Origin of the sequence: Corynebacterium sp. 401_CJEI (assembly GCF_001076435.1) — a bacterium.
GTDB classification, from domain to species: domain Bacteria; phylum Actinomycetota; class Actinomycetes; order Mycobacteriales; family Mycobacteriaceae; genus Corynebacterium; species Corynebacterium jeikeium_D.
Window position 1 is genome coordinate 144,235 of the sequence record NZ_JVIP01000001.1, and the last position, 17,875, is coordinate 162,109.

At 59.7% G+C, this 17,875-nt stretch carries 17 protein-coding genes and 1 tRNA gene; 10 read left to right on the forward strand and 8 right to left on the reverse strand.

Going from position 1 to position 17,875, the window contains the following annotated elements; all coding sequences use genetic code 11:
* Positions 1-3 precede the first annotated feature (3 nt).
* Genes era through ADM64_RS00645 form a run of 3 tightly spaced genes read left to right on the forward strand, consistent with a single transcriptional unit; the run spans position 4 to position 2,450 of the window.
* Entirely contained in the window at positions 4-945 is a 942-nt protein-coding gene (gene era, locus ADM64_RS00635; RefSeq protein WP_049192908.1) for a GTPase Era, read from the forward strand.
* 4 nt (positions 946-949) lie between these two features.
* The gene (gene recO / locus ADM64_RS00640; RefSeq protein WP_049192872.1) at positions 950-1,699 is read left to right on the forward strand and encodes a DNA repair protein RecO; all 750 of its coding nucleotides are present in this window, start codon (positions 950-952) and stop codon (positions 1,697-1,699) included.
* Positions 1,700-1,727: 28 nt separating this feature from the next.
* Positions 1,728-2,450 (forward strand): isoprenyl transferase, encoded by a 723-nt coding sequence (locus tag ADM64_RS00645; RefSeq protein ID WP_016423112.1) that lies wholly within the window; start codon positions 1,728-1,730, stop codon positions 2,448-2,450.
* Between the two features lie 30 nt (positions 2,451-2,480).
* On the opposite strand, the gene ADM64_RS00650 is transcribed toward ADM64_RS00645, so the two are convergent.
* Entirely contained in the window at positions 2,481-2,975 is a 495-nt protein-coding gene (locus tag ADM64_RS00650) for a Fur family transcriptional regulator (RefSeq protein WP_049192873.1), read from the reverse strand.
* Positions 2,976-3,165: 190 nt separating this feature from the next.
* Between ADM64_RS00650 and ADM64_RS00655 the strand changes: the two genes are divergently transcribed.
* Genes ADM64_RS00655 through ADM64_RS00665 form a run of 3 tightly spaced genes read left to right on the forward strand, consistent with a single transcriptional unit; the run spans position 3,166 to position 5,524 of the window.
* Positions 3,166-4,551, forward strand: a complete 1,386-nt coding sequence (locus ADM64_RS00655; protein ID WP_049189626.1) for a glycine--tRNA ligase — start codon at positions 3,166-3,168, stop codon at positions 4,549-4,551.
* The gene (locus tag ADM64_RS00660) at positions 4,551-5,120 is read left to right on the forward strand and encodes a hypothetical protein (RefSeq protein ID WP_049170730.1); all 570 of its coding nucleotides are present in this window, start codon (positions 4,551-4,553) and stop codon (positions 5,118-5,120) included. The genes ADM64_RS00655 and ADM64_RS00660 overlap by 1 nt, the downstream gene beginning before the upstream one ends.
* Positions 5,108-5,524 (forward strand): hypothetical protein, encoded by a 417-nt coding sequence (locus ADM64_RS00665; protein ID WP_049192874.1) that lies wholly within the window; start codon positions 5,108-5,110, stop codon positions 5,522-5,524. Before ADM64_RS00660 ends, ADM64_RS00665 begins: the two co-directional genes overlap by 13 nt.
* Before the next feature lie 8 nt (positions 5,525-5,532).
* On the opposite strand, the gene ADM64_RS00670 is transcribed toward ADM64_RS00665, so the two are convergent.
* Positions 5,533-7,566: a TPM domain-containing protein gene (locus ADM64_RS00670; protein ID WP_241486302.1), complete on the reverse strand. Its 2,034-nt coding sequence runs from the start codon at positions 7,564-7,566 to the stop codon at positions 5,533-5,535.
* Positions 7,567-7,594: 28 nt separating this feature from the next.
* On the opposite strand from ADM64_RS00670, the gene ADM64_RS00675 reads away from it, so the two are divergent.
* Positions 7,595-8,887 (forward strand): deoxyguanosinetriphosphate triphosphohydrolase, encoded by a 1,293-nt coding sequence (locus ADM64_RS00675; RefSeq protein ID WP_049192876.1) that lies wholly within the window; start codon positions 7,595-7,597, stop codon positions 8,885-8,887.
* A gap of 4 nt (positions 8,888-8,891) precedes the next feature.
* Here the strand turns inward: ADM64_RS00675 and ADM64_RS00680 are convergent, their stop codons facing one another.
* Entirely contained in the window at positions 8,892-9,395 is a 504-nt protein-coding gene (locus ADM64_RS00680) for a ribonuclease domain-containing protein (protein WP_049192877.1), read from the reverse strand.
* A gap of 120 nt (positions 9,396-9,515) precedes the next feature.
* Between ADM64_RS00680 and dnaG the strand changes: the two genes are divergently transcribed.
* A complete protein-coding gene (dnaG, locus tag ADM64_RS00685; RefSeq protein ID WP_080971472.1) occupies positions 9,516-11,447 on the forward strand; it encodes a DNA primase in 1,932 nt (643 codons plus the stop codon).
* Between the two features lie 19 nt (positions 11,448-11,466).
* Here the strand turns inward: dnaG and ADM64_RS00690 are convergent, their stop codons facing one another.
* Together ADM64_RS00690 and ADM64_RS00695 are read right to left on the reverse strand one after the other, a co-directional pair.
* Complete coding sequence (locus tag ADM64_RS00690) at positions 11,467-12,099, reverse strand: MBL fold metallo-hydrolase (protein WP_049192878.1); 633 nt, start codon at positions 12,097-12,099, stop codon at positions 11,467-11,469.
* The gene (locus ADM64_RS00695) at positions 12,096-13,253 is read right to left on the reverse strand and encodes an S-(hydroxymethyl)mycothiol dehydrogenase (protein WP_049170748.1); all 1,158 of its coding nucleotides are present in this window, start codon (positions 13,251-13,253) and stop codon (positions 12,096-12,098) included. The genes ADM64_RS00690 and ADM64_RS00695 overlap by 4 nt, the downstream gene beginning before the upstream one ends.
* A 276-nt stretch (positions 13,254-13,529) precedes the next feature.
* Here ADM64_RS00695 and ADM64_RS00700 point away from each other — a divergent pair.
* Together ADM64_RS00700 and ADM64_RS00705 are read left to right on the forward strand one after the other, a co-directional pair.
* Positions 13,530-13,601 (forward strand) — tRNA-Asn (locus ADM64_RS00700).
* Positions 13,602-14,031: 430 nt separating this feature from the next.
* Positions 14,032-14,469 carry a hypothetical protein gene (locus ADM64_RS00705; protein ID WP_049192879.1) on the forward strand — a complete coding sequence of 146 codons (438 nt, stop codon included), beginning with the start codon at positions 14,032-14,034 and terminating at the stop codon, positions 14,467-14,469.
* A 184-nt stretch (positions 14,470-14,653) separates the two neighbouring features.
* Here the strand turns inward: ADM64_RS00705 and ADM64_RS00710 are convergent, their stop codons facing one another.
* From ADM64_RS00710 to ADM64_RS00720, 3 genes are all read right to left on the reverse strand, one after another.
* Positions 14,654-16,174: an aldehyde dehydrogenase family protein gene (locus ADM64_RS00710; protein WP_049170136.1), complete on the reverse strand. Its 1,521-nt coding sequence runs from the start codon at positions 16,172-16,174 to the stop codon at positions 14,654-14,656.
* A gap of 121 nt (positions 16,175-16,295) precedes the next feature.
* Positions 16,296-17,021 carry a LuxR C-terminal-related transcriptional regulator gene (locus ADM64_RS00715; protein WP_005511017.1) on the reverse strand — a complete coding sequence of 242 codons (726 nt, stop codon included), beginning with the start codon at positions 17,019-17,021 and terminating at the stop codon, positions 16,296-16,298.
* Positions 17,018-17,797 (reverse strand): sensor histidine kinase, encoded by a 780-nt coding sequence (locus ADM64_RS00720; protein WP_080985577.1) that lies wholly within the window; start codon positions 17,795-17,797, stop codon positions 17,018-17,020. Before ADM64_RS00720 ends, ADM64_RS00715 begins: the two co-directional genes overlap by 4 nt.
* Positions 17,798-17,875: the final 78 nt, after the last annotated feature.

A 17,875-nucleotide genomic window follows, 5' to 3' on the forward strand; every position in this document is an offset into this window, starting at 1 on the left:
GACATGCTGGCCAATGCTGGACTTGGCGGAGATGCTGATGATTACAGTGCGCCGGAGGGCTTTCGCTCTGGGTTCGTTTCCATTGTGGGGCGTCCGAATACCGGTAAGTCCACGCTGACCAATTCCCTGGTGGGCGAGAAGATCGCTATTACCGCTAACCAGCCGGAAACCACGCGTCATCCAGTCCGAGGTGTAGTCCACCGCGAGAACTGTCAGATCGTTGTCGTGGATACGCCAGGTCTGCACAAGCCACGCACGCTGCTCGGTGAGCGCCTGAATGACATGGTTCAGGAGACCTACTCCGATGTGGACTTGGTCGCGATGGTCGTGCCTGCCGACGAGAAAATTGGCCCCGGTGACCGCTGGATTTACGAGAACGTCTCCAAAGGTTGCAAGAACATCATGGGCATTGTGTCCAAGGTGGATAAGGTCTCGCGCGATACCATTATTGAGCGCCTGATTGAGCTGCAGGAGTTGCTCGGTCCGGATGCCGAGCTTGTGCCACTGTCGTCGAAGTCTGGCGAGAACATCAACACGCTGATTGATGTCATGTCTTCCCAGTTGCCGGAGGGACCGCGCCTGTATCCGAAGGGTCACATCACCGATGAGGATTTGCACACCCGGATGGCGGAGCTCATTCGCGAGGCGGCCCTCGGCGGTCTGCGCGATGAGTTGCCGCACTCCGTGGCAGTCCAGATCGATGAGGTGCTGCCAAACCAGGACCGCGAAGGCGTCCTGGATGTCCACGCCGTTATCTATGTCGAGCGTTCGGGGCAGAAGTCCATCCTCATGGGACGCGACGGTCGACGCATGGGCACCACCATTCATAAGGCTCGTAAGGAACTCATTGCGCTGCTCGGTCAGAATGTTTACCTCGACCTGCGCGTGAAGGTGCTGAAGGACTGGCAGTCGGACCCGAAGCAGCTGGGCAAGTTGGGATTCTAAAAAATTGGTCGAGCCGTATCGCGACCGTGCGCTGGTCGTACGCCGCTACGACCTCGGAGAAGCCGACCGCATCATCGTCCTTTTCACCCGCGACCACGGCCTAGTCCGCGGTGTCGCCAAAGGCGTGCGGCGCGCGAAGAGCCGCTTCGGCTCCCGCCTGTCACCATTCGTCGACGTGGATGTCAACATCTACCCACGCCGAGGACTGTCCACTATCGCAGGCGCAGATACCGTGCGCACGTGGGCAGCACCGCTTGTCGACGACTATGCGCGCTACACCTGTGCGTGTGCAGTCCTGGACGTCGCCGAACGCATTGTCGGCGAGGAGCAAGTGCCGGCTCCCGAATTGTGGGATCTCACCACCCAATCGCTCGACGACGTTGCGGCCGGTCGCCATCGCCCCGATTTGTTGCTGACCTCCTACATCCTGCGAGCAATGGCGCAGGCAGGTTGGCAGCCAAGCCTCTTTGAATGCACAGGCTGCGGCAAAGCCGGGCCTCACCACGCGTTTTCTCCCGCATTAGGTGGAGCAGTGTGCACTAACTGCCGGCCACCGGGTGCAGATACTCCGCCGACCGAGGTTCTGCATCTGATGTGGCAGCTTGCTCATGAGCAATGGGCGGGCATCGATACGTCGTCAAGCGAATTCGAGGGACGGATGGCGACGGCGCGTACCCTAACGGCGAAGTACCTGCAGTACTACCTGGGCCGCCGGGTGCCGGCGCTGGAACATGTGGATGCTTTTTGGCAGTAAACAGTAGCGGTGGGGCACAATAGGAAGCGTGTTGAATCCTCCTGTACCGCAGCAATTCGTGCCCAATCACATCGCGCTCGTGATGGACGGCAATGGTAGATGGGCCGAACAGCGTGGGCTCAAACGCACCGAGGGACACAAGCGTGGCGAGGCCGTGCTGATGGAGTGCGTCGATGCTTGTTTGGAGATGGGCGTCAAGCACCTGTCGGCTTACGCATTTTCCACTGAGAATTGGCGCCGTTCGGTCGATGAGGTCCGATTCCTCATGGGCTTTAATCGCGATGTGCTGCGTCGACGTCGTGATGAGCTGGATTCGAAGAACGTTCGCGTGCGTTGGGCAGGGCGTCGCCCGCGACTGTGGCGCTCGGTGATTAAGGAACTTGAGATTGCCGAGGAGCAGACGAAGGACAATGACGCGCTAACTCTGTATATGTGCGTCAACTACGGTGGTCGCGCTGAAATTGTTGATGCTGCTAGAGAGATTGCTCGTCAGGCAGCAGCGGGGGAGCTCAGCGAATATGACTTGACCGAGAAGTCTTTCGCACAGTTCCTGGATGAGCCGACTATGCCGGATGTTGATCTGTTCTTGCGTCCGTCGGGCGAGCAGCGCACGTCCAACTTCTTGATCTGGCAGTCCGCCTATGCGGAGATGGTCTATCAGGACAAGCTTTTCCCGGATTTCGGTCGGGATGACATGCGCGCCGCAGTGGTGGAGTACGCCAAGCGCGACCGTAGGTTCGGCAAGGCCTAGAGCCGGTATTTTTTGGGGCGGGAGGCCGGGCTACTTCTTCTGGCAGTCCCTGCACAGGCCGAAGACCTCAGCAGTGTGCCCGGTTAGATTAAAACCGTGCTCCTCCGCCAGGCTGTGAGCCCACTGCTCGACAGGGCCGCCGGCGACTTCAACGGTGCTGCCGCAATCGGTGCAGACCAGGTGATGATGGTGGTGGTCACCGCACAGCCGGTAGAGAGCCTCTCCGGAGGCATTGTGCAGAACATCGACAATGTCCATTTCTGCAAGGGACTGGAGCGTCCGATAGACCGTCGTCAAGCCGACCTTGTCCCCACGTTCCGTCAGCGACTTATGAATGTCAGCAGCGGAGCGAAAACTAGGAGCCTCACTCATAATCGACACGACGGCGCGGCGTTGGCGAGTACTGCGCTGGCCGATGCGGGTTGCGGCCGGCCGCGCGGAGGCGTGTGCCCCGGTGCTAGCGGGGGAGCCCGTACCACGTGGGTTTTCGCCAGAACTAACTTCGTGCATATCTTCGCCAGCCATGTAACCGACACTACCCGGTATCGGTTGGACAAGATGCGCTAGAGTATAGGGGAACTTTTAACTGGCCTGTTGAGGTTAGTACATTTTGCTTTTCATTATGTCGTTCGCCGCACGGAACGGGCTGAATTGTGTGCCCGGAAAAGGCGTGTGGTGTGCGATGCGAAGCCATTTATAAGGAGTGGTCTAGACCGTGGCACCTAAGTCAGTTGTCGATACCGTCGCCAACCTGTGTAAGCGCAGGGGGTTCGTTTACCCGTGTGGTGAAATTTACGGCGGTACCCGCTCGGCATGGGATTACGGTCCCCTGGGTGTGGAGCTGAAGGAAAACATCAAGCGCCAGTGGTGGAAGACCTTCGTCACCGGTCGTAAGGATGTCGTCGGCCTGGATTCCTCCATTATCCTGCCGCGCCAGGTCTGGGAAGCTTCCGGCCACGTCGCTACCTTTACCGACCCGCTGGTGGAGTCCCTGCACACCCACAAGCGTTACCGCGCCGACCACCTGCTGGAGGCCTACGAGGCCAAGCACGGTCACCCGCCGGCCAATGGTTTGGCAGACGTTCCGGACCCGGAGACCGGTCAGCCGGGCAACTGGACCGAGCCGCAGATGTTCTCCGGTCTGATGAAGACCTTCCTCGGCCCGGTCGACAATGAGCAGGGCCTGCACTACATGCGCCCGGAGACCGCTCAGGGTATCTTCGTAAACTTCAAGAACGTTATGACCACGGCTCGTATGAAGCCACCGTTCGGTATCGGCCAGACCGGTAAGGCATTCCGTAACGAGATCACCCCGGGCAACTTCATCTTCCGTACCCGCGAGTTCGAGCAGATGGAGATCGAGTACTTCGTCGCACCGAACGAGGCGGAAGAGAAGTTCGATGAGTGGGTCGACGCCTGCTGGAACTGGTTCATTGACCTGGGCGTTAACCCGGAGAACATGCGTCAGTTCGACGTTCCGAAGGACGAGCGCGCTCACTACTCTGCACGCACAATCGACTTCGAGTACCGTTTCCACTTCCAGGGCAACGAGTGGGGCGAGCTGATGGGTGTCGCCAACCGTACGGACTACGACCTCGGCTGCCACATCGAGCACTCCAAGGAAGACCTGCGTTACCACGACCAGGTCACCGGCGAAAAGTACGTTCCGTACGTCATTGAGCCGTCCTTCGGTCTGACCCGCGCCCTGATGGCCTTCCTGTGTGATGCCTACACCGAGGAAGAGGTGCCGAACGCAAAGGGCGGCACCGACACCCGTACTGTGCTGAAGCTGGACCCGCGTCTGTCGCCGGTTAAGGTTGCTGTTTTGCCGCTGTCGAAGAAGGACACCCTGACTCCGACTGCTGAGGCTGTCGCCGACAAGCTGCGCCAGTACTGGGCCGTCGATTACGACACCTCCGGTGCTATCGGCCGTCGTTACCGTCGCCAGGATGAGATCGGTACTCCGTTCTGTGTCACCGTTGACTTCGATACTCTCGAGGACAACGCTGTGACCGTCCGTGACCGCGACACCATGGAGCAGGAGCGCGTCAAGATTGACGAGCTGGAAGGCTACCTCGCAGCTCGCCTGGTGGGCTGCTAATGGCCGAAGAAGTTTTTTGGGAATCCTATAGTCTCGGCGACGGTTCTCGGGAAAAATCCGAGCAAACCTGGCCGATTCTGAAGGAAAGCACCGAAGTCGGCACGTACATCCGTGATGAGCAGGGCGATCGCCTCAACACCCCGGAAGGGGAGTGGGTCATTGACGCCTCTGCTAATCACCGTGTTTCCGCCACGCTTCCCGACGGCCGCGTGTTCTCGACCGTTGCTGCTGACCGTGACAAGATTTCGCGAGCCAAGCAGCTTTCAGTGACCTTTGGGCCGGAGCGTCCTGAAGGCAAGCTGGTGTGCGAGGGATCGACGAACTACGTCATCGAGAATGCGAAGACCGGCGAGAAGTGGGGCCAGTTTACCGGTGCGTCCCGTGGCGTGCGCCACGCAGAGGTGCAGTTCGACACCGACGAAGGCCGTGCGCTGCCGGAAGAGGAGAAAATCTTCCTGGTCTACAGTGCTCGTCGAGTGCTGGAGTCCCGCATGGTTTCCTCAACCTGGATTCTCACTGTCTGCTTGCTCTTGCTGATTGCCTATATGATTTGGGTGTGGATCGTGTAGCAACTATTGCAGACGGCGTCGTTTACGACGAGAACAAGAAGACCCTGTCCGACGGTTGGAGCTGTCAGGACGGGGTCTTTAGTGCTTTTTGGATCACCTCGCCACAAGGGCGTGGTTGGCAGGTGAAAGCCCGCTTTTTTAGCACGAACGCGCTAGTGATGACGAATCCGGATGAGGGGGATTCTTTCGTCCTAAACAGAGAAGGACGGGGAATTCGCACGGTCTTCGACATCGAGCGGCCAGGCTATGAGCTCGCCCGAATCGTCAGAGAGGACAGTCTAGGCCGAGGGGTATTTGGTGTCTATGCCCAGAAAGGAGACTTCCGGGGGAGTTTCGAAGACTGGCTGATTGCCGCCGCTCTGGCGACGTGGTCTGTGGATGGACCACGCCAGATGCGAATTTAGGCGGGAATCTAGAAGCCCATTGTGCTGCCGGAGCCGCCTGGTCGGCTCGAACCTCCGCCGAAACCGCCGAAGCCACCGATGCTGCCACCAAAGCCGCTGTTGTTGCTGAGCATGCTTCCCAGCACCATGCCGGCGACCATCGATCCGTTGCTGCCGCCACCGCGGCGCTGATCCTGGTAGCGGCGGATGTCACGGCGGGCCAAGTCAGCGGCCTCAGCCGCGAGCTTGCGCGCACGACGTGCGTAGGCCAACGCCTTTCGCGGATCGTCGTTGGCCAAGCCCTGAGCAGAGCCGTAAGCACGCTGCGCCTCCGCGAGGCGAGTGCGAGCCTCAGCGCCAACCACACGGCGGCGGGTAGCAATTAAGTCAGCCGCGGCGCGAATGTGATTGTCGGCATCCTGCATGCTGTGCTGCAAAGTAGCGGTAGCGCGGGCGAACGACGCGGCCTTGTCTCGAGCGGAGTCGAGGGCTTCGTCGAGTAGCTCATCGGCATCGGTCAGTGCGGTCCAGGAACTCAGTGGATCCACTTCGGACTTATTGGCTGCCACACCGAGTGCTTCACGGCCTGCTTCGATGGCCGCATTGAGACGCTCGCGGTTGATGTTGGCGCCTTGCGGTGCCGACATCAGGTGCGAGGCCTCATCGATTTCACCGCGGACCTCGGCGATAAGGGAAGCCAGTCCAGCGACTGCAGCGTGAATATCGCTATCGGCGTGTTCAATGGCCTCCAGAAGACTCTCTGCCTGTGTGAGCGCAAAGTCGGTGGCCGACAGCGCATCAATCAGACCACCTTGCTCACCGGCAGGTAGGTCCGCGATGCGGCGGGCCTCAGACATTGACTGGTCAGCCTGATTCAGGTGCTCCGTGGCCATGTCGATATTGTCGGTCACAGAGCTGAGCATCTGCTCTTCGTAACGTGCGCGCAGACCATCGAGAATTTCGCCGGCACGCGGCATACGTGAGCGCAGCTCGACACTTCGCTGAGTGAGCTTCGAAATGGTCGCTTCAGCATTCATCAACTCCTGGCGGAGTTTCTGGAAGTTTGCGGCCTCGCCGTCGAGCTGGTCATCCGCTACACCACAGGTGGAGATAATCTCCAGCAGGACACTGCGGCGCTCGATTTCATCGGCTACGGAGCCGTCGTCAAGCTGTTGGCGAAGTGCAAACGCGCGCTCGAGCGTGGACTGAGAGTGCTTCAGTGCGTTGTCGAAGCTGCGGATGCGTTCGGTGCCGAACTCAGCGCGAGCGAGGTCGAGTTCGGTGCTGGCTTTGCGGATGGACTCATCGGTACTGACAATCTCATCGCGCGCAAGAACATCGAGCGAGCTGGTGCTCAGCGAGTCCAGCGAAGAGACATCCCTGGGGTCGATGTTGCGGCCACGAGCAATCTCTTCCTCGTCGCGCTTTTTCTTATTGCGACGGCCCACGGCCCAGGTGGTGCCACCGACAACGGCGGCACCACCGAGGCCGGCGCCGAGTGCCCACCCACCGGCGGAGCCGCTGCCACCGCCTGCCTCGGCGATGGCAGCTTCGCCCGCAGCCGCCCAGTTGTCGTCCTCTAACAACTGCCCTTGAGCTGCGCTGTTGACGGCCTCGGCGTTGCGGGGGAAGGAGTCGCCGACGAACGCGCCTAGGTTGCGGTCTTCCACGGCGACGACCAGGACACCGCGGTTGTCAGCAGCGCCGAGGTGCTCCCAGGCCTGCTGCGCCCATTGCTCGCCCTGAATGCCGCCGAAGCTCTTGATGTAAAACACCGAGAACAGGAGCCGCTTGTCGGTCTTGAGCTGCTGAATCTGCTCCTTTAAGCGAGCCTTTTCGCCGCCGCTCAGCACACCTGCGAGATCGTCCACGTCACCTGACACATCCGCCGGTGCCTCGGCGTGCGCTAGGGATGCTGACGGTGCGAGTGCCAGCAGCGATGCAGGTGCATGAACCGGTGACTGTGTCGGCAGTGCAGTTGTGATGAGCGGCATGCTCAGGCCGAGGAAAACACCCGATGCGGCAAGGTAAAGGGGTCGAAACACGCGATTCCTGTCAGACATATCTACAAGGATACGTAACAATAATTACGTGGCCGGTAATTTTTCGTATTCATCTTTTGAACTCGCTCGTATCGTCGAGGAGTCTCCGAAGCAGTCATTGCTGCCCGGAGTGCAGACCTTGGAAACCCACCGGGCGGCGTTTGCACGAGATCGCGCCCGCGTCCTGCACTCCGCAGCGCTACGCAGGCTGGCTGACAAAACTCAGGTTGTGGGGCCAGGGGAGGGCGATACTCCGCGCACACGCCTGACTCACTCGCTGGAGGTCGCACAGATTTCCCGCGGAATCGCCAGCGAACTCGGTGCAGATGAGGATCTCGCAGAGCTGGCCGGCCTGACGCATGACATCGGGCACCCGCCGTATGGCCACAACGGTGAGCGCGCCCTCAACGAGATTGCCGCTGGTTGTGGCGGGTTTGAGGGCAACGCGCAGACGCTGCGTATTCTTACTCGCCTCGAGCCGAAGGTACTCGATGGCACAGGTGAGCCCTGTGGACTCAACCTCACGCGGGCGGCGCTCGATGCGGCCTGTAAGTATCCTTGGACACCAATCGGTCCCGATGGTCAGCTCCGCCACAAGTACGGGGCCTACCAGGAAGATGCCGCGATTCTGCAGTGGATTCGGCAGGGCGTTCCGCACGGCAAGCAGTGTCTTGAGGCGCAGATTATGGACTGGTCTGACGATGTCGCCTATTCTGTCCACGATGTCGAGGACGGCATCGTCTCTGGTCGCGTTGACCTGGGTGTTCTGTGGGACACGGTAGAATTGGCCGCGCTCGCTGACAAGGGCGCTGCCGCATTTGGTGGCGATCCGGCGGAGCTTGTCGAAGCTGCCGGGCGTCTTGCCAGTTTGCCGGTGGTATCAGCTGCGGCGTCCTATGATGGTTCGCTGCGCTCGCTGGTCGCGCTGAAACGGATGACCTCGGAGCTGGTCGGCCGTTTCGTCACGGCTTCCGTCGCGGGTACGCGTGCTGCCTCCGGGTCGACGCTTCCGCTCGGGCGTTACGACGCGGACCTCGCCGTGCCCAGCTCGATTCTGGCGGAGGTCACCATGCTGAAGACCATCGCCGTGCTGTATGTGATGGATCTTCCGCGTCATATTCGCCGTCAGGAGCGTGAACGCGATCGTCTTTTCCGGGTGGCCGAGTATCTGCAGGAAGGTGCTCCAGGGACGCTTGATCCGATGTTCCAGTGGCTCTATTCCCGGGCGGAGAGTGACCAAGCGCGGCTGCGGGTTATCGTTGATCAGCTAGCGTCGATGACGGAATCGCGTGTAGAGCGGCTTGATCGCCAGATTGCTGGTGTGGCTGCGGCGTGGGGATAGCTGTCTAGTCCTCCGCGTCTGGAATTTCGCAGAAGCTCTCGTAGTGGTCGTCGGTGTAGTACCAGACATCCGGATCGTTTTCGGAACCGCCGCCGACAACGATGCGGCGTGCACCGCGGCTGGAATTGCCCGGGGTGGTCACGGTGTATTCGCGGTAGTAGTCACCGCGCTCCTTCGGCAGGCGTCCCTCGTAGTTGCCGAAGTGCTTGCCGTCGTGCTGCGAATAGATGTGGTCCTGGTCGGTCAGGATGCGGTCGATAACATCGTCGGCCTCCTGCGGCAGGGTATCTACTGCGCAGGTGGCACCCTTTGTGCCAGCCTTGTTGCTGCCCGAGTTGGGGCCAGGTTTAGGGCCTGGTTTCGCGCTGGAGGCAGTGGAATCCTGCGACCCCTGTGAGTTCTCGGATGCCGTAGAGTTCTGGTCTCCGCCATCGAGCCCGAAATAACTACCAGCCAGCACCAGGGCGGCAGCGCCTACGCCGCTCGCAATCTTCTTCCACTCAGCCATGGCTAGTATCTTTCCATATCTGTCGCCGCCGGCACGTTTTTGGGTTGAGCGCGGGCGGCTCGTCGGCAAGCGAAACCTCTACGGCGGAGTCGATTGGACGGGTTGGGTAAGGTTATTTTCATGGCTAGGGGAAGAATTCCGGACTCCGATATCGCGGCAATCCGCGAACGGACTCCGATTGAGGAGATCGTTGCAGAATACGTGAACCTCAAACCGGCTGGCGCGGATTCTCTGAAAGGGCTATCGCCTTTTAAAGACGAGCGCACGCCGTCGTTCCACGTACGCCCCAATCATGGCTACTACCACTGCTTTTCCACCGGCAAGGGCGGTGATGTATTCAGCTTCCTCATGGAGATGGAACACCTGTCTTTCCCGGAGGCTGTCGAAGCCTGTGCGGAGAAAATTGGCTTCCACATTAACTATGAGGGCGGCGGCACGGGCCGTCGCGAGGAACCGGGAACCCGACAGCGTCTCATCGCCGCAAACCGCGAGGCACAGAAGTTCTACCGCGAACAGTTCTCCACGCCAGCGGCAGCGCCCGCGCGCGAGTTTCTGGAAAACCGCGGCTTCACCGCCGAGCACGCGGCCCAGTTCGGCTGTGGTTACTCGCCAGCCGGCTGGGACACTCTAACCAAGCACCTGCAGCGCCTGGGCTTTAGCTTCGAGGAGCTGGATAAGGCGGGTCTTTCCAAGATGGGGCGCATGGGGCCGATCGATCGTTTTCACCGTCGTCTCATGTGGCCGATCCGCAATATGTCCGGCGATGTCATCGGTTTTGGTGCCCGCAAGCTTTTCGACGATGACAATCTGGGCAAGTACATGAACACGCCCGAGACCATGCTGTACAAGAAGTCCAAGGTCCTTTTCGGCTTGGATCTGGCAAAGAAGGACATTGCCACTGGTCATCAGGCTGTAATCGTAGAGGGCTACACTGACGTCATGGCCATGCACGCCTCAGGCGTGACCACGGCCGTCGCGTCCTGCGGTACCGCTTTCGGCGAGGAACACCTCCAGCTGCTGCGCCGTCTCATGCTCGACGACAACTTCTTCCGCGGCGAACTCATCTACACCTTCGACGGCGACGAGGCAGGACAGAAGGCCGCCATGCGCGCCTTCGAGGGGGAGCAGAACTTCACCGGCCAGTCCTACGTCGCGGTCGCGCCGGACGGCATGGATCCGTGCGATCTGCGCCAGAAGAAGGGCGAGGCCGCAGTGCGCGATCTCGTTGCTTCACGACGGCCATTGATCGAATTTGTCCTCCGCACACTTCTGGCCGACTATGACCTGACCACCGCTAATGGCAGGGTCTCCGGGCTGCGCCGAGTGGTGCCTGTCCTGGCCCAGCTCAAGGACGCGGCGCTGCGCGATGAGTATGCCCGCGAAGTTGCCGGCTGGATTGGCTGGAATGATGAAGCCGAGCTTGTGCAGCGCGTCCGCGAGGAGGCCAGTCGGCCACAGAATGAAAAGCGCACTCCCTACCAGCGTCGCCAAGAAGAGGCCCGGGCCCGTGAAGAGGCGGAGGAAGCGCGGCGCCGGCGCAACCCGGCACTGCCGTATCCAAACCCGCGGGACCCTGTGCTTTATGCGCAGCGTGAGGCCCTCAAGCTGGCAATTCAAGAGCCCGCTACCACCGGCCCGGTATTCGATGCGCTCGCACCTGAGACCTTTGGGCATCCGACATACCGAGCGGTATTCGACGCCATCATGGCTGCCGGGGGCGCCTGTGGGGAGGCGGCCACACAGCCACATAGCTGGGCGACCGCAATTATGGATCAGGCGCGGGAGGACGTCGTCAAGCATCTCGTGACTGAGCTGGGCGTGGAGCAAATCGCCGTCGATGCAGAGACGCTGCGCCCGTATGCGCAGGCGATTCTGGCGCGGTTGCAGGAGGTGTGGGTCGGTGACCAAATTGCACAGCTGAAGGCGATGCTCTCGCGAATGCGGCCCTCAGATGACGAAACCGCCTACAACTCGCTGTTCGCGGACCTGCTCGCGATGGAGCAGTACCGCCGCGAACTGCAAGCAGAGGCGGTCAAGGTCGTGTTTGAGTAGCTAGCGACTAGTAGGGCGGCTAGTAGCCGCGGCGAATCCACTCTTCCAAGTGCGGAGCCTCGCGGCCAATCGTCGTGTGATCGCCATGACCCGTGCGGACAGTCGTTTCCGCAGGCAGAGTCAGCAGGTTGTCGCGGATGGAGTTAATAATCGTGTCGAAATCCGAGTAGGATCGACCGGTCGCTCCAGGACCGCCGGAAAACAGCGTGTCACCCGAGAACAGCTCCGCGGCCTCCGGCACGTACAGACAGCACGAGCCAGGGGAGTGGCCCGGAGTGTTAATAATGACAACCTCCATGCCCGCAATCTCCAGGCGCTGACCGTGTGCGAGGTCCTCGTGCGCCAGGTTCGGCCAGGACTGCTCCCACAGCATCTGGTCGCCCGGGTGGACCAGCAGGGGAGCGTCGAGCTTTTCCTGCAGCTCAGGTGCCACAGTGATGTGGTCGTTGTGTGCGTGGGTGCACACGATGGCCTTTACCTTGCGGCCATCCACCGCATCAATAATCGGCTGCGCCTCATGCGCCGCATCGATGACAATGACCTCACGGTCATCGCCGAGCACCCATACGTTGTTGTCTACGTCCCACGTGCCACCGTCGAGCGAGAACGTGCCCGACGTGAGAACGTGGTCGACCCTCAAATCCTTGTTCACAGCGTCACCACCGATCGCAGTACCTTACCGGCCTTCATAGTTTCGAAAGCCTCATCAACATCCTCAATGCCAATGCGCTCCGTTACGAAGCCCTCCAACGGCAGGCGGTTTTGCAACGACAGATCTACCAGCATCGGGAAGTCCCGCTCCGGCAGGCAGTCGCCGTACCAGGACGACTTCAGCGCACCACCGCGGCTAAACACATCCGCCAGCGGGATGTCCAGCTCCATCGTCGGCGCCGGAACACCGACCAGCACAACACGTCCAGCCAGGTCACGGGCGTAGAACGCCTGCTTGTAAGTTTCCGGACGGCCGACCGCATCAATCACGACGTCAGCACCGAAACCGTCGGTCAGCTCACGCACTCGCTTAACGACGGGATCCTCTTCCCCGGTGCCCTTATCGCTCTTAGCCAGCTCCGCAGAGTTAATGGTCTCGGTCGCGCCGAATTCGCGGGCGGTATCCAACTTCTCGTCCGAGATGTCGATGGCAATAATCTTGCTAGCGCCGGCCAGCTTGGCACCGGCGATAGCGGCCGTACCAACGCCACCGCAGCCGATGACGGCTACCGATTCACCGCGCTTGACCTCGCCGGTGTTAATAGCCGCACCGATGCCGGCCATGACACCGCAGCCCAGCAGGCCCGCAACGGCCGGATCGGCTGCCGAATCGACCTTGGTGCACTGGCCCTCGTGGACGAGGGTGGCATCCGCAAAAGCGCCGATTCCCAGTGCTGGGGTGAGGACGGTGCCGTCGGCAAGCGTCATGGGCTTGGAGGCGTTGAAAGTGCTAAAGCAGTACTGTGGCTCACCGCGCTTGCAGGCGCGGCACTCGCCACAGACGGCGCGCCAATTGAGGACAACGAAATCGCCGACGGCAACATGCGTGACCTCTTCGCCAATCTCGGAGACCACGCCTGCGGCCTCGTGGCCGAGGAAGAACGGGTACTCGTCGGTGATATCGCCGTCGCGGTAAGCCAGGTCTGTATGGCAGACGCCGCAGGCCTGGATGTCGACAATGACATCGTTCGGGCCCGGGGACGGGATGTGGATATCAGTAAGTTCTACAGGTGCGCCTTTTTCGCGGGCGATAACGCCGCGCACAACGCGTGCGGTTTGCTCGGTGTTTTCGGTTCCGTTGGTTTGTTCAGACATAAGCCCCATCATATGAACGCGGTATGAAAAGTGCATGATGGAAAGCGTTTTCAGTACTGGTAGGAGCTTTGTGGGCGCTGTGTGAGGTTGCGTGGATTGTGTGGATTGCGTGGCTCTGAGAACTCACAACGGTGTCATGACGTGTGGGAAAAGAAGGTATAAATTGACCTTTGACCTGGCGATTTGTGAGTTTCAAGGGGTCTGGGTAAAGTATCTATCCGTCGCAAGGAACGGCATGGCCGAAGTTCGGTTTAGCCGGTTCTGTGCGGTGGATATTCCTCCATAGCTCAATGGCAGAGCATTCGACTGTTAATCGAAGGGTTGCTGGTTCGAGTCCAGCTGGAGGAGCAATTAAGCCAGGTCAGAGAGTTTTTCTCTGGCCTGGTTTTCGTTTAAGAAGACGAAGAAGACAAAAACAGACAGAAAATAATCCAAGCCCTAGGAAAGTCGGAAAAGCGTGTCTGGGCGGTGCGTCGCCGGTGGGCACCTTTCGCCACTTACCCCAGTGCGAGTTACTGACTGCGTTTATGGCTGATGGCGTTGGGTGGATGCGAGTTACTGACTGCGTTTATGTCAAAAATGGCACGAAAAATGCCCTGAAAGTGTCATAAACTCACACAGTTTCACATTTGCAGCCCATAATTTTTCGGGGTTGTCAGTTTTGCTACTTAACCCACTCTATGGTCGGGGGATTTTTGCTCTTGCGGGCGTGACTCGATTCTCCACTGGGGAGGGGGATTTGGTCTTTCTGGAGGTCATCTCACGTAACCTGGGACGCATGAGGCTCGACAATATAACCTGCCCCTTGCTGGCGTCCTTTTTCGCCGCGGTCGCGTGGAGCGTTTTAGGTGGGCTCATCTTGCCGGAGCCCAACCTCGCCTACGACGAAGGAATTGCGTCGTGGATTGTGTCCATGCTGGTCTCAGTAATGCTGGTCGGAGCAATAGCCGTTTTCGCCGGTGATGGGTCGTTGGCTCGGGGGATGGCCAGCGCGCGGAGCATTGTCGCAGCAGCTACCGGCGCAGGAATTGCCGCGCTTGGCGATCTGGCATTCCTATTTCTCACCACGCCGCCCGATGGCCAGGACGGCCTAGCCGTCGCCTATGTCGTGTTCTTCTACATCCCGCTACTATTTCTTGGCGGATGGGCCGCCAGTGCCGCGATTAATCGGATGCGTAGGTGGCGCCGGAAAGCGAAGAAAGAAAGAGAGACCTAGCTGGCGGCCGTGAGCTAGGCCTCTAAATTTGGAGTCGCCAGCGCCTGGTGCGTCCGGTTAAGGCCGACCATTGCAACCTGCCGGGTGCGGAGGGCGTTTTTTCGGGGGGCAGAGGCAGTTGTCGACACCTTCATCGGACGTGAATCGGAATCGACAAACCGCCTAGCCCCAAGTGGGCGGATTCTTAGAACAGGCCAGTCGGGTTCTCGTCGTAAGAGACGAGCATGCACTTGGTCTCCTGGTAGTGCTCGAGCATCATCAAGTGATTCTCGCGGCCGATACCGGACTGCTTGTAACCGCCGAAGGCTGCGTGAGCAGGGTAGCTGTGGTAGTTATTCACCCACACACGGCCAGCCTGGATGCCGCGGGCAGCGCGGTAGGCGTTATTCTGGTTGCGGCTCCACACGCCGGCGCCAAGACCGTAGATAGTGTCGTTGGCAATCTCGAGAGCCTCATCCAGAGTCTTGAAGGTTGTCACGGCCAGGACCGGGCCGAAAATCTCCTCGCGGAAGAAACGCATCGAGTTGTTGCCCCTAAAGATTGTCGGCTCGACGTAGTAGCCTCCCTCCAGCCCTTCGAGCTTGGCGACGTTGCCGCCGGTGAGAACCTCCGCGCCCTCCTTCGGCCCGGACTCCAAGTAGCCGGAGATTTTGTCCAGCTGCTCCTGGGAGGCCTGGGCGCCCATCTGTACCGACGTATCCAGCGGGTTGCCGGTCTTAATCTGCTTAACGCGCTCGACCGCGAGCTTCAGGAACTCATCAGCGATGTCTTCGTGGACCAGGGCTCGCGACGGGCAGGTGCAGACCTCGCCCTGGTTCAACGCGAACATGGCCAGGCCCTCAATGCACTTCTCGCGGAACGCATCGTCGGCGTCCATGACGTCGGGGAAGAAGATGGACGGGGACTTGCCGCCGAGCTCCAGCGTGATCGGAATAATCTTGTCGGACACTGCCTTGTTGATTAGCTGGCCCACGGCAGTCGATCCGGTGAACGCAATTTTGGAGATCCGGTCGCTTGCGGTCAGCGCAGCACCGGCCTCGGTGCCGAGGCCATTGACGATGTTGAGAACGCCGTCCGGAAGCAAATCGGCGATAATCTCGGTGAGCATGAGAATCGACGCGGGGGTCTGCTCTGCTGGCTTGAGCACGATGCAGTTGCCGGCGGCGAGGGCCGGGGCGATCTTCCATGCGGCCATCAGGAGGGGGAAGTTCCACGGGATAATCTGGCCGACGACGCCGAGTGGCTCGTGGAAGTGGTAGGCGACCGTGTTGTCGTCAATCTGTGAGATGCGCCCCTCCTGCGTGCGGGTGGCCCCGGCGAAGTAGCGGAAGTGGTCGATTGCGAGCGGGATGTCAGCGGCGAGGGTCTCGCGAATGGCCTTGCCGTTCTCCCAGGTCTCGGCGACGGCAATCTTCTCAAGGTTTTCCTCCAGACGGTCCGCGATGCGGTGGAGGATCAGCGCCCGCTCGGCCGCAGGAACCGAGGCCCAGGAGTCCTTCGCCTTGTGCGCGGCGTCGAGAGCGAGCTCAATGTCTTTCTCGTTAGACCGCGGAACCCGGCAGAAAACCTCGCCCGTAACCGGGGTGGAGTTGTCCATGTATTGCCCGTCTACTGGAGGTGTCCACTTACCATCGATGAAATTTTCGTACTGCTCCTTGTACGTGAAGATTGCATCGGGGGTGCCGGGGTTGGCGTAAACAGTCATGTAGACACGTCCTTTCTATAGGGAAACAACAAACGTATGAGCCAACTTTAAATTGTGACTCGTGTCATAATCAACACTTATTTTTTCATCGCTTTTGCGAGAGATGCGATTGCTGCCGACCCTAAATCTGCCCCGACGTCGCCGTGAGAAATTCCAAAATTGCCCGCACACGGCGGTTTTCCTCGCCGGGCTCCAGATGCAGCTTCATAAAGATGTTGGACACGTGTTTCGCCACCGCCGCCCCGGAAAGCACGAGGTCATCGGCAATCTGCTTATTGGACTTGCCGCGTGCCATCAGCTCGAGCACTTCGCGTTCGCGCGCCGTTAAACTGGCTAGCCCCGATTTGCCGGACTGCATCAATGCCGTCGCCACATCAGGGTCAATCACCACGCCACCACCGGCGACGACTTCGAGCGAGCCCAAGAAGTCCAACACCTGGCCAACGCGGTCTTTGAGCAGATACCCGGTCCCGCCACTCGAGCTGCTGCCACTCGAGCCAACCCCAGTACCAACCCCAGCACTACCTCCAGCACCGCTCGACGAGAACAACTCGCGCGCATACGCCGGCGCCACATACTGCGACAGCACCATCACATTCAGCTGCGGATAACGCTCGCGCAACTCGACCGCCGCCCGCAGGCCGTCATCGCTCATCTTTGGAGGCATGCGCACATCGGTTATCACTAAATCTGGCAGCTCGCCCGTGTCATCAAAACGGTCATCGATGTCCGCCACCAGGCCGTGGGCAGTGTCGACCATCGCAATCACTTCATGTCCACGCTTTTCGACGAGCCCCGCGACCCCCTCCCGCAGGAGTGCCGAGTCATCCGCAATGACAATTTTCATTTCTTCTCCGCACCTTTCATTTCCACGTTTTCCATTTCTCCAATACCTGATTCCCAGCGGTTCAACATCAAAGGAATTCTGGCTATTACCTGCGTTGGCCCACCTTCGGGAGAGTGCATGGTCATCGCACCGTCGAAAGTGGCTAGACGCTCTTTCATACCCCGCAAACCGCGCCCCAATTTTGCGCCGCCAGGGCCTTGGTCCGTAATTGAAATATTCAGTGTTTGATCCGAGGTGAGCAGCACAGAAACAGGAGCGTTCGGTGCATATTTCGCCGCATTAGTCAGCACTTCTGCACAGAAAAAATACGCCGCGGCGAGCACACTTTCTTCCAATTCAGGCAGGGGATAGGGAGTGTGCACAACAACGTGAGGGCCGTATCCTTCAGCAATCTCTTCAACAGCCGCTTGCAGACCGCGATCGCGCAACACCTGCGGGTGAATTCCGTGGACTGTTCGCCGCAAAGCACGTAATCCATCATCCAAATGGCCGCGAGTTTCCGCGAGAAGCTGCATTAGTTCCTCATTGTCAGTATTGGATGCTTCCAATTCTGCAAGTCCCAATTTCATTGAAGCCGCAACAATGTATTGCTGAGCTCCGTCGTGGAGGTCATTTTCAATGCGGCGACGTTCAATCTCGAAGGCTTCGGCAATTGTTCGTCGTGAAGCGGTAAGTTCGGCGATGCGAGCGGCGGCGGATTCCTCGTAGCTGCGTTTATGCGCTTTTTCGCGGCGGTTCGCGCCGATATATTTGCGGAAATAATCCTTCAGCTCCATAGTTTCCTATGGTACGAAAGCTCTGTCTGCGGAGGAATTAATTTCCGGCATAGTAGACCTAGCACTACCGCAAAAGGA

What these genes read in the sequence shown, in the direction of transcription:
- ADM64_RS00650 (WP_049192873.1), bottom strand. Translation starts at nt 2,975, where the DNA reads ATGGCTGGCGAAGATATGCACGAAGTTAGTTCTGGCGAAAACCCACGT.
- ADM64_RS00720 (WP_080985577.1), bottom strand. Translation starts at nt 17,797, where the DNA reads ATGGAGCTGAAGGATTATTTCCGCAAATATATCGGCGCGAACCGCCGC.
- ADM64_RS00670 (WP_241486302.1), bottom strand. Translation starts at nt 7,566, where the DNA reads ATGTCTGACAGGAATCGCGTGTTTCGACCCCTTTACCTTGCCGCATCG.
- ADM64_RS00680 (WP_049192877.1), bottom strand. Translation starts at nt 9,395, where the DNA reads ATGGCTGAGTGGAAGAAGATTGCGAGCGGCGTAGGCGCTGCCGCCCTG.
- ADM64_RS00660 (WP_049170730.1), top strand. Translation starts at nt 4,551, where the DNA reads ATGGCCGAAGAAGTTTTTTGGGAATCCTATAGTCTCGGCGACGGTTCT.
- era (WP_049192908.1), top strand. Translation starts at nt 4, where the DNA reads ATGCTGGCCAATGCTGGACTTGGCGGAGATGCTGATGATTACAGTGCG.
- ADM64_RS00695 (WP_049170748.1), bottom strand. Translation starts at nt 13,253, where the DNA reads ATGTCTGAACAAACCAACGGAACCGAAAACACCGAGCAAACCGCACGC.
- ADM64_RS00715 (WP_005511017.1), bottom strand. Translation starts at nt 17,021, where the DNA reads ATGAAAATTGTCATTGCGGATGACTCGGCACTCCTGCGGGAGGGGGTC.
- dnaG (WP_080971472.1), top strand. Translation starts at nt 9,516, where the DNA reads ATGGCTAGGGGAAGAATTCCGGACTCCGATATCGCGGCAATCCGCGAA.
- ADM64_RS00705 (WP_049192879.1), top strand. Translation starts at nt 14,032, where the DNA reads ATGAGGCTCGACAATATAACCTGCCCCTTGCTGGCGTCCTTTTTCGCC.
- ADM64_RS00710 (WP_049170136.1), bottom strand. Translation starts at nt 16,174, where the DNA reads ATGACTGTTTACGCCAACCCCGGCACCCCCGATGCAATCTTCACGTAC.